Raw genomic sequence first — 15,688 nt, 5'->3', positions numbered from 1 at the left:
GTGACGGAGGGGGCGACGGCTGGCACGGCGCCCAGTCTCGCCCCCCCCCCACCGCTTCGCGGTCCCCCTCCCCCGCAAGCGGGGGAGGAGATGATGTGCCGAGTAAGGAACAGCCCATGCCCACCATCCCCTCCATGATCACCGCCGACTACGGCGTGATGGGCGACATCCTCCGCGAGCGGGCCCTTGAGACGCCCGACCATCTCGCCGTGATCATGGAGACCGGCGAGGCCGTCACTTACCGCCAGTTCGACGCCCTGGCCGACCGCGTCGCCGCCGCCCTGCAGCGCGATGGTGTCCAGCCGGGCGAGGCCGTCGCCGTCTGCGCCCTGTCGTCCATCCCCTATGCGGCCGTCTTCCTCGGCGGCCTGCGGGCCGGGGTGGCGGTCGCGCCATTGGCCCCCTCCTCGACGCCCCAGGCCATCGCCGGCATGGTCGCCGACTGCGGAGCCAGGCTGTTCTTCGTAGACGCCGGCGTGGCCGAAGCGCAGAAGCCCGCCCCGGTCGCCACCCGCACCATCGCGCTGGACGGTTCGGCCGCCGGCGAGGCCTTCGAGGCCTGGCTGGCGCCTGAAGGCGCGACGCCGGCCCCGGTCGAGATCGGCCCCGAGCATCCGTTCAACATCATCTATTCCAGCGGCACCACCGGTGCGCCCAAGGGCATCGTCCAGTCGCACGGCATGCGCTGGAAGCACGTCTTCCGCGGCGACGCCGTCGGCTATGGGGCGGACGCGGTCACCCTGCTGTCGACCCCGCTCTATTCCAACACCACCCTGGTCTGCTTCTTCCCCACCCTGGCCGGCGGCGGGACCGTGGTGCTGATGAAGAAGTTCGACGCCGGCCGCTTCCTGGAACTGGCCCAGCAGTACCGCATGACCCACGCCATGCTGGTGCCCGTGCAGTACCGCCGCCTGCTGGCCCATCCGGGCTTCGACAGCTTCGACCTGTCGACCACACGCCTGAAGTTCTGCACCAGCGCCCCGTTCGCCCCCGAACTGAAGGCCGAGGTCCTGCGCCGCTGGCCCGGCGGCCTCGTCGAATATTTCGGCATGACCGAGGGCGGCGGCACCTGCATCCTCATGGCCCACGAGCATCCCGACAAGCTGCACACGGTGGGCCGCCCCGCTCCCGGCCACGACATCCGCCTGATCGACGAGGACGGCGTCGAGGTCGGCCCCGGCGTCGTGGGTGAGATCGTCGGCCGCTCGGCCGGCATGATGAACGGCTATCACGGCCAGCCCGGCAAGACCGCCGAGGCGACCTGGACCTCGCCCGAGGGCCTGTCCTTCATCCGCACCGGCGACGTCGGCCGCTTCGACGACGAGGGCTTCCTCACCCTGATGGATCGCAAGAAGGACATGATCATCAGCGGCGGCTTCAACATCTATCCCAGCGACCTGGAAGCCGTGATCGCCACCCACCCCGACGTGCTGGAGGCCGCCGTGGTCGGCGTGCCGTCCGACGCCTGGGGCGAGACCCCGGTCGCCTTCGTCGCCCTGCGGCCCGGCGCCGCGGCCTCGGCAGAAACCGTCCGCGCCTTCGCCAACGAGCGCCTGGGCAAGACCCAGCGCCTCTCCGACCTCGTCCTCGTCGACGCCCTGCCCCGCAGCCACATCGGCAAGGTGCTCAAGCGCGAACTGCGGGACGGGTGGACGGTGAGGGGATAGCGCCCTTCCCCCAAACTCCCGTCATTCCCGCCCTTGTGGCGGGAAACCCTGGTTCCGCTCGCAGGTGAAGCGCAGGCGGACTGCTCGGCAGTCCGCCTCATCCGCCCTTGCGGCTGAAAGAGGGGTTCCCGCCATAAGGGCGGGAATGACGGGCGGATAGGGGGCGGATCCCAGGCAAAACCCGCAAAAGCCGGAATCTACACCGCGACGGCGCGCCGCATCGGGCGGCCCCGAGTCACTCGATACCTTCAGTTAACCATGATGGCGTCGTCGGGGCGCCTTTGTTGCGGAAGCGTCGATCGCATGTCCTCCCTCACAGCCGCCGTTCTGGCGTCGCAGCCGAAAGTCCAGGGTCCCGCCTCCGACGCGCCGATCGATTTCGACGCCGTCTCGCGCGCCCTGGCTCCGGTCGGCGACCTGAACAGCAAGCTGGCCCAGCGCTTCTCCCGTCCCACCGCGGTGCGCGCCGCCGCCGATCGCGCCGCCGCCACCGCCGACCTGCTGACCGCCCAGGGCGCCCGCCCCGGCGGGGTCTGCATCGTCTCGGCCCTGGCCGGCCGCGAGACCCTGGCGGGCGTCGCCGCCGCCGGCCTGACGCCGTGGCTGGTCGACGTCGATCCATTCACCTGGATGGTCGACACCACCCACCTGCGCGAACGCCTGGCCGAAGCCCCCTGCCCGCTCGAGGCCATCGTCACCACCTGCGCCTTCGGCCGCGCCCCCGACCTCGCCGCCCTCGCCGCCTTCCAGGCCGAGACCGGCCTGCCGATCGTGGTCGACGCCACCTTCGGCTACGACGTGATCATGGACGCCCCGGTCCCGGTGGTCGTCGGCCTGCCGGGCGGCCAGGGCGTGTTCGTCGCCGCCGAGGACGCCGACCTGATCGCACGCCTCCAGGCCCCTGCCTTCGAGGGCGAGGCCGGCCTCGACGGCTGGACCCTGAAGCGCCAGCAACTGGCCACCAACGCCCAGCGCCTGCGCATGCTGCTGCTCGGCTCGCCGATCCAGTTCCAGCCCGGCTGGGGTCTGTCGTGGGTGTCCAGCGCCTGCGTCGTCAGCGTCGCCGAGGGCTGCGCCCCGGCCGTCGCCGCCCTGCTGGCCGTCGAGGGCCGCTTCGTCACCTGCGTGGGCGTGCGCGACCCCGAGATCCAGGCCGACTCCGTGCCCGTCGTCGACCACCTGGCCGGCAAGATGCTGGGCCTGCCCTTCGCCGCCGACCTCGACATCGCCGACCTCGACGACCTGGCCGAAGCCGTGCGGCGCGCGGTGGCGCAGGTCTGAGGGTCCTAAACTCCTCCCCCGAGAAACGGTGGAGGTGGCGCGCTGCGGATACGCAGCGTGACGGAGGGGGCGACCGCCGCTGCCCGCCCAGTCTCGCCCCCTCCACCACTTCGTGGTCCCCCTCCCCCGCAAGCGGGGGAGGAGAAAAGGAAAGGCCGGAGACTTTCGCCTCCGGCCCAGAGGACGACCGGTCGGAGGAACAGCCGATCGTCGCCAGTTCCCCGAGGCGGGGATCTCAAAATTTCTTGCGCAGACTCACCTTGTAGGTCCGCCCCAGCGGGTCGCCCGTGAACGGGTCGTAGCCGAGGTCGAGCCGGGCGTAGGACGGGTCCTGGTCGAACAGGTTGGTGATCGCGATGCTCGCCGTCGCATCCCGCGGCAGGATCACCCGATAGGCCAGATCGGTCAGCACCTGGGCGTCGATGGTCTTGCCGTTGGCCACGGTCACCGCCGCCCCGGTCGTGTCCCTGTAGGCCCCGGTCGCGAATGGCGCGGTGCGCTGGTCGGTGTACTTGCCGATGTAGTGCACCGTCAGGCGCAGGTTGTGCGGCCCCCGGCTCCATTCGGCGAAGACGTCGCCCTTCCACTGCGGGATCGGCACCACGGTGGTCTGGTAGTTCAGCAGGCCCACCGCGTCGAAGGCCTTCTCCACGACCACGCCCTCGACCGTGGTCGCCCCCACCTCGTACTTCTGGATGTAGGTCGCGCTGCCGCCCACGGCCAGTTCGCCGCCCAGCACGCCCTGGAAGGCGTAGTCTGCCGAGAAGTCGAAGCCCGAATTCTCGACCGGCGCGCCGTTGATGTAGAAGGTCTTCAGCCGCGCGATGCTTGTGGTCGGCGTCGCGCACGCGCCGTTGAAGGTGAAGCGCGCCTGCAAGGCGGCGTAAGCCGCGTTCCCGCAGTTGTTGGCCCCGGCCGCGCCGTTCGGATAGAGCGCGCTGGTGACGCCCGCCACAGGCTCGGCGACGATCGGGTTTTTGAAGTCGAACCGGAAGTAGTCGACGCTGGCCTTGAAGGCGCCCGCCTTGAACAGCAGGCCGAAATTGTAGGTGTTGGCCTTCTCGGGCTTCAGGTCCGGATTGCCGAAGATGTCGACCGCCCGGAAGACGCCCAGTATGCCCTGCAGCGAGGTCACCGAGGTCGTGGTGGTCAGCGGATCCGGCGGCCCGCGGAAGGTCGAGCCGGCCGAGGCCCGCACCGCCATCCACGGCGTCGCCTGCCAGCGCACCGAGGCCTTGGGGTTGAAGGTCGAGCCCACCGCCCCGCCGTAGTCCTCGTAGCGCGCCGCCAGCTGGGCCTGCACCGTTTCGGTGATCGGCAGGCTGAGCTCGCCGAAGGTCGCCACGACGTCGCTTTGATTGTCGGCCGGGGTGTTGACGCCCAGGAACATGAACGGCCCGTTCCGCGCCGAGCCGGTGCAGTTGGTCACCCCGAAGTCCGGCGTATTGATGCACGGATTGATCAGGGCGTTGCTGATGTCGTTGAAGGTCGAGGTGAAATAGGTCCGGCGGTACTGCACCCCGGCCGCCCAGGCGATGTCGCCGCCCGGCAGGGTGATGGCCGTCTTGCCGTTCAGCACCGCCTCGGCCACGAACAAGCGCGAGGTCTGCTTGGTCGACAGCTTCTTGAAGAACCAGTCGGTCAGTTCAGCGCTGTTGGCCAGGCTCGGGATGTAGCCCGGATTGGCCACGCCGGTGATGGCGTTGCTGGGGATCGCGTTGGAAAAGGGGTTGTAATAGAGGCAGCCGCCGACGCCCGGCGTCCCCTGGATCCCGGCCGTATTGGGATCGGCGTCGCAATTGGGTCCACCCAGTCCTCGCAGCGCCAGGGCGAAGCGGTTGACCAGGGTGTCGTAGCCGGTGCGGATGCCGACTTCCTGGGAATAGGTCAGGGCCGCCTCCCAGCCGACGCCGTTGCTCCATTCGCCCTTCAGGTCGGCCGAGACGCGGTAGGCGTCGAACGAGCGCGAGCCGATCGACGGGCCGTAGCCGAACTTGGGATTGCCGCCGATGCCATAGGGCCGGTTGGCGGCGTTGATGGCCCCGAAGGCGAACTGGGCGGCGGGGATCGACGGATTGGCCGCCAGATAGGCCACGAGCCCCGGGCTGCCGGCGGGCACGATGTAGCGGCCCGCGATTCCCGATCCCTCCGCCGTCGGCGTGGCCAGGGCGGCATAGGAGGGCGAGGTGTTCCAGTCAGGCACGTCGGTATGGGCGTACAGCACCTCGACATGGAACTTGGTGGTGTCGGAAAGCCGGGCGTTGACCTCGCCATAGACCTGCACGGCGTTGGATTTTTCGACGAGATTGTCGAACGGCGTGTAGTGCCAGTAGCAGACCGGCGTCGCGCCGCTGAAGCCCGGATAGCCGCCCAGAGGCGCGCAGCCGGTGTCGCGATAGGCGTTGGTCGGCGCCGCCAGCGGGATGAAGGTCGAGGGGTTCCCGGCCGCCGACCAGCCCGCCTCCGGATTCGAAAGATAGGACTGGTTGGCCCAGTCGCGCTCGGCGACGCTGAGCTTGGAGCGGTGCTGCCAGCCGGCGCTCAGCAGCATGTCGCCATGCTCCCACCGCTTGCCGTAGGTCAGGCTTAGGCCGTAGTCGCCGTCCGAACCGTCGATGGCGCGGTAGTCGGCGGCCATCTCCAGCCCGTCGACGTTCTTCTTGGTGATGAAGTTGACCACGCCGGCGATGGCGTCCGAGCCATAGGTCGCCGCCGCCCCGTCCTTCAGCACCTCCACGCGCCCGATGGCGGCGGCGGGAATGATGTTGGTGTCGACGATGCCGGCCCCGGCCGCGGCCAGCGGATTGATCGCCAGGCGCCGGCCGTTCAGCAGAACGAGCGTGCGCTGCGAGCCCAGCCCCCGCAGGTTCACCGAGCCCGAGCCCTCCGAGCCCTGGGCGCGGCTGTCGAACTGGTTGGTGTCGCCCAGCACCCCGTTCGACACGGACAGGGCCTTGATCATCTCCACCGTCGAGGGCGAGCCGCGCTTCTGCAGCTCCTCGACCCCGATCACGTCCACCGGCAGGGCCGCGTCCTCGGGCGTGCCGCGGATGAAGGAGCCGGTGACCACCACCTCCTCGACCTGCGTCGCCTCCTGCCCCCACGCCGCGCCCGCCGTCGCGGCGAGCGCCATCGCCAGCGCGCCGGCGGAGCCCGCGCGCAGATAGGTCTTCCTGGTCATCTTCCCTCTCCCGGTCTGTCTCTTCTTTTTCGGAGCGCTTGGGCGAGGACGGATCTCTCTACTAGGGGTCGACGGTATCCTCCGCGCGCGAACGCCTCGGACGGCCGCCCGCCGTCGCGAAATCACGCGTTTCGAAAATGGAAGATGCGAACTTAGACGCCGACACCTTGGGATCCCCCTCTCGCCGGATACTTTGTACGCAAAGCTTTCTTGGCCGCTCGACCGCAAGGCGAGCGGGCTCGACATCGAGAGTCGAACGATTGTTTCGATGATTGAGTATGTTTTCTCAAGCGTCAACCGCCGTAATTTTCCAGCAAGCTGCACCGCCTTGAATTCCGGGTATCGAGACGCGATGATCACCCCGGTCATCAGGCGCGAAGGCGCCAGGCCGGGACGAGGTCGTCTACGTAGTGACCGCAATCGGGGACAATTCCCGTCGCACAGCGGCGAGACGGGCTTTTTTCCTGTGAGTTGTCGCCCTAATTGAGCGAACGACGGTCCTGTCTATCCGTTATGGGTCGGTCGTCCGACAGTGTGGGGTGAAATCTCGATGAGTTCCGACGCGATCGCGGATCGCCGGCCGACGGCTGCGCGTCTCGCCGCCCTGGCGGGCGCGAGCCTGGCCGCCCTGCTGCTGGCCGGCTGCAACACCGCCGCCCCGCGCACGCCCGACACCCGCCTGCCGACGGCTTTCGAGGCCCCGGCCGGCGCGCCTCTGCCCGCCGCCGCCCTCGACCAGTGGTGGACCCAGTTCGGCGATCCCCAGCTCGACGCCCTGATCGCCACCGCCCTCGAGCGCAGCCCCGACGCCCGCAGCGCCGCCGCCGTGCTGGAAGAGGCCCGCGCCGTCCGCAAGAGCAACATCCGCCAGCTCTACATCCCGTCGGGCCAGGTGAAGGGCGCGGCCAGCCGCCAGCACACCGAGATCCTCGACCAGAGCGGCCAGGGCTTCACCCTCGGCGGCGACACCGACAACTACAGCGCCAATTTCGACGTCTCGTGGGAGCTGGACTATCTGGGCCGCCGCAAGGCCGGCTTGCAGGTGGTGAACAACGATCTGGCCGCCGCTCGCTTCGCCTATGAGGGCGCCCGCGCGGCCCTGGCCGCCAACGTCGCCCAGTCCTATTTCGAGGCCAAGGGCCTGGCCGTGCAGCTGGCCGACGCCCGAGAGAGCGCCCGCATCAGCAAGTCGCTGGGCGACCTGGCGACCAGGAAGGCCGGGCTTGGCCTGTCGGCCGGTTCCGAAGCCGACAGCGCCGCCGCCACCCTGGCCCAGTCCGAGGCCCAGGCCGCCGACTACGAGGCCCAGCTCCAGGCCTCGCGCCGCAGCCTGCTGATCCTGGTGGGACGCGGGATCGACCCGCTGGCCAGCCTGAACGTCGAGGCCGCCCTCGACGCTCCGCCGCCGGTGCCGGCCACTATGCCCGGCGCGCTGCTGGAGCGCCGCCCCGACGTGCGCGAGGCCCAGGCGCGCCTGGCCTCCGCCGCCGGCAATCTCAAGGTCAACCAGCTGGCCCTGTTCCCGACCTTCACCCTGACGCCGGGGCTCGGCTGGGCCAAGAGCGTCTCGCCGGCCTTCAACTTCGGCGCCGGCGGCGCGGGCGGCGGCACGACCTCGACCACCACCGGCAGCTGGACCCTGGGCGGCGGCGTCTCGATCCCGCTGCTCAACATTCCCCAGCTGCTGGCCGACATCGACGCCCAGGACGCCCGAACCGAGCAGGCCGCCGTCGCCTACGAGAAGGCCGTGCAGACGGCCTATGGCGAGGCCGAGAACGCCATCGCCCAGCTGGCCGCCGACAACCGCCGCGTCGCCCTGCTGAAGGCCGGCGAGGCCCGCGCCGCCAGCGCCTACGCCGCCAGCCGCAAGGGCTATGGCCTGGGCCTGGTGGACCTGACGACCAACCTGCAGAACGAGCAGAGCTGGCGCAGCGCCCGCAGCGCCCTGACCGGCGCCCAGACCCAGGCCCTGCAACGCGCCGTCCAGACCTACAAGGCGCTCGGCGGCGGCTGGTCGCCCAACGCCCCCGCCCCGCTTCCGCCCCGCGCGTCCGCCGACGCCGCCGCCTCCGAACGCGCCCCGCGATGAGAACCCCGCCCATGACGATGAAAACCGCCCGCGCGCTCGCCCTGCTGACCGCGTCCGCCCTGGTCCTGACGGCTTGCGGCGGCAAGGACGAGAAGAAGACCGCGCCCGCCAGTCAGGCCCGCGCCGTCAGCGTCGGCGAGGTCCAGACCCGTCCCCTGGGCGGCGGGATCGAGGCCTCGGGCGTGCTGATCGCGCGGGACGAGGCCGCCGTCGGCTCGGAACTCTCCGGCTACCGCGTCGCCCGCATCTACGCCGACGAGGGCGACTGGGTCCGCGCCGGCCAACCGCTCGTCCAGCTGGACGCCACTCTGCTCAAGGCTCAGGTCGACCAGCAGGCCGCCGTCGCCGCCCAGGCCCAGGCCGAAGCCGCCCGCGTCTCGGGTCTCGACGGCCAGGGCGTGCTCAGCCAGGAACAGATCGAAAGCCGCCGCTACAGCGCCAAGGCCCAGACCGCGGCCCTCAACGAACTGAAGACCCGCCAGAGCCGCATGACCATCGTCGCCCCGGTCGGCGGCCGGGTCGTCGAGCGCGGCGTCAAGGCGGGCGAGATCGCCGGCGGCGGCACGACGCCCTGGTTCCGCATCGTCCGCGACGGCCTCGTCGAACTGGAAGCCGACGTCAACGAACAGGACCTGTCGGGCCTGTCGGTCGGCCAGCCGGCGACGGTCACCCTGCCCGGCGGCACGCAAGTGTCGGGCGCGATCCGCCTGATCAGCCCGCGCGTCAACTCCGACACCCGCCTGGGCAAGGTGCGCATCCGCCTGCCCGTGCGCGAGGACCTGCGGGCCGGCGGCTTCGGCAAGGCGATCTTCGGCGCTTCCGGCGCGGCGGTCGTCGCCGTGCCGGAAGCGGCCATCCGTTATGACGCCTCGGGCCTGTCGGTGGTCGTCATCGACGCCCAGAACCGCGCCAAGCAGGTTCCGGTCCGCACCGGCCGCCGCGGCGGCGGCTGGGTCGAGCTGGTCCAGGGCCCCGCCGCCGGGACGCGCGTCGTCGTCGGCTCGGGCGCCTTCATCGGCGACGGCGACGTCGTCAAGCCGATCCCCGTGGCCGCCAACGGGCAGAAGGCCGCCAACTGATGGCCGACCTCCGCATCTCAGCCTGGTCGATCAGGAACCCGATCCCGGTCGCGGTCGTCTTCATCGCCCTGATCATCGCCGGCGTCGGGGCCTACCTGTCGCTGCCGGTCAAGCAGTTCCCGAACGTCACCTTCCCGGCGGTGACCATCTCGGTCACCCAGAGCGGCGCGGCCCCGGGCGAACTGGAGACCCAGGTCACCCGCGTCATCGAGGACGCGGTCTCGGGCATCTCCAACGTCAAGACGATCCGCTCGTCCGTGACGCAAGGCGCCTCGACCACCACCATCGAGTTCGAACTCGGCGAGGACCTGCAGAAGGTCACCGACGAGGTCCGTTCCAAGGTCGACCAGGCCCGCGCCAGCCTGCCCAAGGAGGTCGACGAGCCGATCGTCCAGCGGCTCGAGATCGACAGCGCCCCGATCATCACCTACGCGGTCTCGGCCCCGTCGATGAGCACGGCCGACCTGTCGTGGTTCGTCGACGACACCATCACCCGCGCCCTCCAGGGCGAAAAGGGCGTGGCCCAGGTGGCCCGCGTCGGCGGCGCCGAGCGCGAGATCAACGTCGTCCTCGACCCCGCCCGCATGGCCGCCTTCGGCGTCACGGCGCCCCAGCTGAACCAGGCCCTGGCCAATTTCAGCCTCGACGCCCCCGGCGGCCGGGCCACGGTCGGCGGCCGCGAGCAGACCCTGCGGGTGCTCGGCGCGGCCAACACCCTGGAGCAGCTGCAGCAGATCACCATCCCGGTCGGCTCGCGCTACGTGAAGCTGACCGACGTCGCCGACGTCGGCCAGGGCGCAGGCGAGGAGCGCGGCTTCGCCCGCCTGGACGGCAAGCCCGTCGTCGCCTTCCAGGTGATGAAGACCCGCGAGTCCAGCGACGTCGAGGTCGAGGACCGCGTCAAGCAGGCCGTCGAGACCCTGGGCCAGAAGCACGCCGGGGTGACCTTCACCAAGATCTACTCCACCGTCGACGAAACCCGCGCCAGCTTCGAGGCCACCAAGCACACCCTGCTGGAAGGCATGCTGCTGGCCTCGCTGGTGGTGTTCCTGTTCCTGCGCGAGTGGCGCGCCACCCTGATCACCGCCATCGCCATGCCGGTGTCGCTGATCCCGACCTTCGCCTTCATGGGCATGGTCGGCTTCTCGCTGAACGTCGTCACCCTGCTGGCCCTGACCCTGGTCATCGGCATTCTCGTCGACGACGCCATCGTCGAGATCGAGAACATCGAGAAACGCGTCGCCAAGGGCCAGCGGCCCTATGCGGCGGCGATGGAGGGGGCCGACGCCATCGGCCTGGCGGTCGTCGCCACCACCTTCACCATCGTCGCGGTGTTCGTGCCGGTGTCGTACATGCCCGGCATCCCCGGCCAGTTCTTCAAGGAATTCGGCCTGACGGTCGCCGTCGCGGTGCTGTTCTCGCTGGTCGTGGCCCGCCTGCTGACCCCGCTGCTGGCCGCCTATTTCCTCAAGCCCGTCCTGCGCCCGCACGAGCGCAAGCCGTTCGAGGGCCTCTATCGCAAGAGCCTCGACTGGGCGCTGGATCACCGGATCATCGCCTTCATCCTGGGCGGTGTGCTGACCCTCGGCTCGATCGCCGGGGCCATCTTCCTGGCCTCGATCGGCGTGCTGGCCGTCGGCTTCCAGCCGGCCGGCAACGCCAACTACTACTACATCAAGCTGCAAGGCCCGCCCGGCGCGACCATCGCCGACATGGACCGCACGGCCCAGGCGGCGACCAGGATGTTCGCGGCCCGGCCCGAGACCGCCCACGTCTTCGTCCAGGTCGGCTCCAACATCGCCAGCGGCTTCAGCGGCCAGAGCGGCGCCGACGTGCGCGACGGCACCGTCACCGTGGTGCTCAAGGGCGACCGCAAGCTGACCGTCACGGAGATCAAGCAGGAGATCCGCGCCGGCCTGCGCGACATCCCCGACGCCCGCGTCAACCTGCAGGGCGACTGGGGCTCGTCCGACATCCAGAACATCATCACCTCGGACGACGGCGCGGCCCTCGACAAGGCCGCTCTCCAGATCGAGCGCGAGATGCGCGGCCTGAAAACCGTCGCCGACCCGCGTCCCTCCTCGCCGCCCAGCGGTCCGGAGATCGTCATCCGGCCCCGCGCCGACGAGGCCGCCCGCCTGGGCGTCTCGGTCACCGACATCGCCGCCATCGCCCGCGTGGCCACGGTGGGCGACATCGACGCCAACGTCGCCAAGATGACCCAGGGCGAGCGCCGGATTCCGATCCGCATCCGCCTGCCGGAAGGCGCGCGATCCGACCTGGCGGCCATCGGCGCCTTGCAGGTGCCGACGGCCGCAGGAGGGATCACCCGCCTCGACAGCGTCGCCGACATCAGCTTCCAGGCCGGTCCCGCCAAGATCGACCGCTTCGGCCGCAAGCGGCAGCTGACCATCGAGGCCGACCTCAACGGCGGCGCCCAGCTGGGTCAGGCCCTGGCCGAGATCAACGCCCTGCCGACCATGAAGAACATGCCCGCCGGCGTGGCCCCGGCCTCGGCCGGCGACCAGGAGGCCTTCACCGAGCTCTTCACGGGCTTCGCGGTGGCCCTGCTGTCGGCCGTGGGCCTGGTGTTCGGCGTGCTGGTGCTGCTGTTCCGCAGCTTCTTCAAGCCGATCACCATCCTCTCGGCCCTGCCGCTGGCGATCAGCGGCGCCCTGGTGGCCCTGGTGGTCTGCGGCCAGCCGCTGTCGATGCCGTCGCTGATCGGCTTCCTGATGCTGATGGGCCTGGCGGCCAAGAACTCGATCCTGCTGGTCGAGTACGCCATCGAGCAGGAGCGGGCCGGCATGAGCCAGCGCGAGGCCCTGATCGACGCCTGCCACGAACGGGCCCGCCCGATCGTCATGACCACCCTGGCGATGATGGCCGGCATGCTGCCCACCGCCCTGGGCCTCGGCCAGGGCTCGGAGTTCCGCCAGCCCATGGCCGTGGCCGTGATCGGCGGCCTGATCACCTCGACCATCCTGTCGCTGGTGCTGGTGCCGGTGGTCTACGAGGTCATCGACGACTTCGAACGCTGGATCACCCCCAAGATGGCCCGCTGGACCACGCCGCGGGAAGCCACGGGCGACGCCGCGACGCCGGTGGATCGCCTCTGATCCCTCTCCCCTTGCGGGAGAGGGTGGCCCCCGAAGGGGGTCGGGTGAGGGGTCTCTCAAAAGCAAAACGCCGCGACAGCTGACCAGCCGTCGCGGCGTTTTCGTTCGTGCAACCCCTCATCCGTCGGCTTTCGCCGACACCTTCTCCCGCAAGGGCAGAAGGATCACACGACTTCCGTCGTCTCCGGCCCCACCGTCCCGCCGCAGGCCGCGCAGATCACCACCGCCTCCAGTCGCTGACCGCACGGAACATGCGTCAGCACCTCGGGCGGGCCTTCCGGCCCCGCCAGCCACCGATCCCCCCAGGCCATCAGCGCCACGATCAGCGGGAACAGCTCGCGGCCCACCCCGGTCAGCCGGTACTCCCAGCGCTCGGGCCGCTCCTGGTAGCGGACCTTCTCCAGCACCCCCAGCGAAACGAGCCGCGCCAAGCGGTCGGACAGGATGTTGCTGGCCACGTTCAACTCGGCCTGGAAGTCGCCGAACCGCCTCAGGCCGTAGAAGGCCGCCGCCGCCAGGTACGAGGTCCAGCGGTCGCCGAGCACGGCCACGGCCCGCTCCACGGCCGGGTCGCCCCGCCCCTCTCCTTCCGCGATAGAGCGACGCTGGGCGCGCGGCGGCGGCGCGGGATCGAAACCGGCGCCCGGTCCCGGGGCCACCGTCACTTCGCGCGCGCTCACAACCCCGCCGCAGGCCTTGCAGGCCATTTCGGTCTTCAACACGCAGCCGCAAGGCTTGTGGATCACCCGCTGGGCCGGCTCGCCGCTGCGCCTTTCCTCCCAGCGCAGGATCATCAGGGCCGCGTCGAACAGCCCCCGGCCCTTTTCCGTCAGGTGATAGCCATGCCGCGCCGGCCGTTCCTGGTAGAGCCGCTTCTCCAGCACCCCCGCCGCCTCCAGCCGCGCCAGGCGGTCGGTCAGCAGCGAGCGGGCCATGCCCGTCCGCGCCACGAAGCCGTCGAACCGGTTCACGCCCCGAAACGCGGCGTACAGCACCAGCAGGGTCCAGCGGTCACCGATCAGATTCAGAGCCCGCGCCGCCGAACTCGCGCGCACCGTGCGAAAACTGTGGTTTTCAGGCGACATCGTTCTGTCGTGATGGCGTTCGCCCATCCCTGTCAATTGCCTCGCCGCACCCTCGCTTTTATAACGAGACTAACAAGAGCGGGGGACGGGAAACTCGCCTGCCGGCGCGGAGAAGAGCCATGGTCTACATCCTGGGGGGGATGGCAGAGCGACTTTTCCGCCAACTGGTCGCGCCAGGGTTGGGGCCTGGCCGACGCTTTCAGCGAGGCGGTGGCGCAGGGACTTGCCGCCACCGACCTCGCTCCTTCCGACATCGACACCGGCCACGTCGGCAACTTCGCCGGCGAGCTGTTCGCGGGCCAGGGCCTGCTGGGCGGCTTCTTCGGCCTCGTGCATCCCGACCTCGACGGCCTGCCGACCATGCGCCACGAGGCCGCCTGCGCCTCGGGCAGCGTCGCCATTCTGTCGGCCGCCGCCGAGCTCGAGGCCGGCCGCTACGACCTGGCCTGCGTGGTCGGCATCGAGCAGATGCGCAACGTCTCCGGCCAGACCGCCGCCGAGCACCTGGGCGCGGCCGCCTGGGCCGGCCACGAGCACCAGGACGCCCGCTTCCTGTGGCCCGCCGCCTTCTCCGACCTGGCCGAGGTCTACGACCAGCGCTTCGGCCTGCGGTACGAACACCTGATGGCGATCTCGCAGAACAACTTCGCCAACGCCCGTCGGAACCTCAACGCCCAGACCCGCGACTGGCGCTTTCCGCCCGAGGCCTTCACCGCCGACGACGTCGCCAATCCGATCGTCGAGGGCCGCACCCGCAAGCAGGACTGCGGCCAGGTGACCGACGGGACGGCGGTGATCTTCCTGGCCTCGTCCGAACGCGCGCGGTCCTACGCCGAGGCCCGGGGGATCCCGCTCGACAGCCTGCCGCGCATCAAAGGCTGGGGCCATCGCTCGGCGCCCATCCCGCTCGACCGCAAGCTGGCCAAGAGCGCCGACGCCAGTTCGAAGGGGGGACACGTCTTCCCGCAGGTGCGCCGCGCCATCGACGACGCCCGCGCCCGGGCCGGCGTCTCCCACCTGTCGGAGATCCACGCCGTCGAGACCCACGACTGCTTCGCCATCACCGAATATATGGCCATCGACCATCTGGGCCTCACAGCCCCTGGCGAAGCCTGGAAGGCGATCGAGGCCGGCGACATCGCCATGGGTGGACGCCTGCCGGTCAATCCGTCCGGCGGGCTGATCGGCGCCGGCCACCCGGTCGGAGCCACGGGGGTGCGCATGGCGCTGGACGCCTTCAAGCAGACAACGGGCGCGGCGGGCGACTATCAGGTCGAGGGTGCCCGCACCGTCCAGACCCTCAATATCGGCGGCTCGACCACCACCACGGTCAGCCTGGTGATCGGAACCTGAGATGCTGCAGATCCTGCTCGTCGACGCCGCCGTCTCGGGGCTGGCCTTCCTGGTCCTGTGGGGCGTCTCGCTCAAGCTCCGCGACGTCAGCTTCATCGACGCCTGGTGGGGCGTCGGCATGGCCCTGATCGCCTGGACCGCCTTCCTGCAAGGCCCGCCCACCCCGCGCGGACTGCTGCTGACCGCGCTCTGCACCGTCTGGGCCGCACGCCTGGGCGGCTATCTCTTCTGGCGCTGGCGCAAACACGGGGCCGACCGCCGCTACGTCGCCATGCTGGGCCATGCCGAGAAGGTGCGCGGCTGGAGCTTCGCCAAGGCCTCGCTGCTGCTGGTCTTCGCCCTGCAATACGCCATGCAGTACGTCGTCGCCCTGCCCGTCCAGCTGGGCCAGGCCGCCGGACCGCTCGGCCCGCTGGCCGCGATCGGCGCTACCCTGGCGGTGATCGGCATCGCCTTCGAGACCGTCGGCGACGCCCAGCTCGTGCGCTTCAAGGTCGATCCGGCCAACGCCGGCAAGGTGATGGACCAGGGCCTGTGGCGCTACACCCGCCACCCCAACTATTTCGGCGACGCCTGCGTCTGGTGGGGCCTGTTCCTGATCGCCGCCGAGGCCCTGCCCTGGGGCCTGGCCTCCATCGCCGGCCCGATCCTGCTGACCATCACCCTCACCCGCTGGAGCGGCGTTCCGACGACCGAGGGGCGGCTGGCCAAGACCCGCCCGGACTACGCGGCCTATGTGGCGCGGACCTCGGGGTTCGTGCCGTGGTTTCCGCGCAAGGCGTGACGCCAGAAGGCGCGCCAACGCCCCAAGCCCATCATAAATCTCCCGTCATT

7 protein-coding genes and 2 pseudogenes are annotated in these 15,688 nt (G+C 70.3%); 7 read left to right on the top strand and 2 right to left on the bottom strand.

Annotated elements, in window-relative coordinates; genetic code table 11:
• Positions 1 to 116 precede the first annotated feature (116 nt).
• The gene (locus AC07N1_RS15830; protein ID WP_494672669.1) at positions 117 to 1,667 is read left to right on the top strand and encodes a class I adenylate-forming enzyme family protein; all 1,551 of its coding nucleotides are present in this window, start codon (positions 117 to 119) and stop codon (positions 1,665 to 1,667) included.
• A gap of 303 nt (positions 1,668 to 1,970) precedes the next feature.
• The gene (locus AC07N1_RS15825) at positions 1,971 to 2,948 is read left to right on the top strand and encodes a DegT/DnrJ/EryC1/StrS family aminotransferase (protein ID WP_494672668.1); all 978 of its coding nucleotides are present in this window, start codon (positions 1,971 to 1,973) and stop codon (positions 2,946 to 2,948) included.
• Positions 2,949 to 3,183: 235 nt separating this feature from the next.
• Here AC07N1_RS15825 and AC07N1_RS15820 read toward each other — a convergent pair.
• Positions 3,184 to 6,409: pseudogene (locus AC07N1_RS15820) on the bottom strand (TonB-dependent receptor).
• A 270-nt stretch (positions 6,410 to 6,679) separates the two neighbouring features.
• Here AC07N1_RS15820 and AC07N1_RS15815 point away from each other — a divergent pair.
• From AC07N1_RS15815 to AC07N1_RS15805, 3 genes are read left to right on the top strand one after another with little or no spacing between them, the layout of a single operon-like run.
• Positions 6,680 to 8,218 (top strand): efflux transporter outer membrane subunit, encoded by a 1,539-nt coding sequence (locus AC07N1_RS15815; RefSeq protein ID WP_494672667.1) that lies wholly within the window; start codon positions 6,680 to 6,682, stop codon positions 8,216 to 8,218.
• An 11-nt stretch (positions 8,219 to 8,229) separates the two neighbouring features.
• Positions 8,230 to 9,297, top strand: a complete 1,068-nt coding sequence (locus AC07N1_RS15810; protein WP_494672666.1) for an efflux RND transporter periplasmic adaptor subunit — start codon at positions 8,230 to 8,232, stop codon at positions 9,295 to 9,297.
• Complete coding sequence (locus AC07N1_RS15805; protein ID WP_494672665.1) at positions 9,297 to 12,416, top strand: efflux RND transporter permease subunit; 3,120 nt, start codon at positions 9,297 to 9,299, stop codon at positions 12,414 to 12,416. Before AC07N1_RS15810 ends, AC07N1_RS15805 begins: the two co-directional genes overlap by 1 nt.
• A gap of 164 nt (positions 12,417 to 12,580) precedes the next feature.
• Here AC07N1_RS15805 and AC07N1_RS15800 read toward each other — a convergent pair whose 3' ends face one another.
• Positions 12,581 to 13,501, bottom strand: coding sequence for a winged helix-turn-helix transcriptional regulator (locus tag AC07N1_RS15800; protein WP_494672664.1), 921 nt, complete (start codon positions 13,499 to 13,501; stop codon positions 12,581 to 12,583).
• A 119-nt stretch (positions 13,502 to 13,620) separates the two neighbouring features.
• Between AC07N1_RS15800 and AC07N1_RS15795 the strand changes: the two are divergent.
• Together AC07N1_RS15795 and AC07N1_RS15790 are read left to right on the top strand one after the other, a co-directional pair.
• Positions 13,621 to 14,854: pseudogene (locus AC07N1_RS15795) on the top strand (acetyl-CoA acetyltransferase).
• Between the two features lies 1 nt (position 14,855).
• On the top strand, positions 14,856 to 15,638 hold the full coding sequence (locus AC07N1_RS15790) for a DUF1295 domain-containing protein (RefSeq protein ID WP_494672663.1): 783 nt from the start codon (positions 14,856 to 14,858) through the stop codon (positions 15,636 to 15,638).
• Positions 15,639 to 15,688 lie beyond the last annotated feature (50 nt).

This window comes from Caulobacter sp. GW821-FHT09B11 (genome assembly GCF_059418205.1).
This window is presented reverse-complemented; position numbering and strand designations above follow the sequence as displayed.

What these genes read in the sequence shown, in the direction of transcription:
- AC07N1_RS15825 (WP_494672668.1), top strand. Translation starts at nt 1,971, where the DNA reads ATGTCCTCCCTCACAGCCGCCGTTCTGGCGTCGCAGCCGAAAGTCCAG.
- AC07N1_RS15790 (WP_494672663.1), top strand. Translation starts at nt 14,856, where the DNA reads ATGCTGCAGATCCTGCTCGTCGACGCCGCCGTCTCGGGGCTGGCCTTC.
- AC07N1_RS15800 (WP_494672664.1), bottom strand. Translation starts at nt 13,501, where the DNA reads ATGTCGCCTGAAAACCACAGTTTTCGCACGGTGCGCGCGAGTTCGGCG.
- AC07N1_RS15810 (WP_494672666.1), top strand. Translation starts at nt 8,230, where the DNA reads ATGACGATGAAAACCGCCCGCGCGCTCGCCCTGCTGACCGCGTCCGCC.
- AC07N1_RS15805 (WP_494672665.1), top strand. Translation starts at nt 9,297, where the DNA reads ATGGCCGACCTCCGCATCTCAGCCTGGTCGATCAGGAACCCGATCCCG.
- AC07N1_RS15815 (WP_494672667.1), top strand. Translation starts at nt 6,680, where the DNA reads ATGAGTTCCGACGCGATCGCGGATCGCCGGCCGACGGCTGCGCGTCTC.
- AC07N1_RS15830 (WP_494672669.1), top strand. Translation starts at nt 117, where the DNA reads ATGCCCACCATCCCCTCCATGATCACCGCCGACTACGGCGTGATGGGC.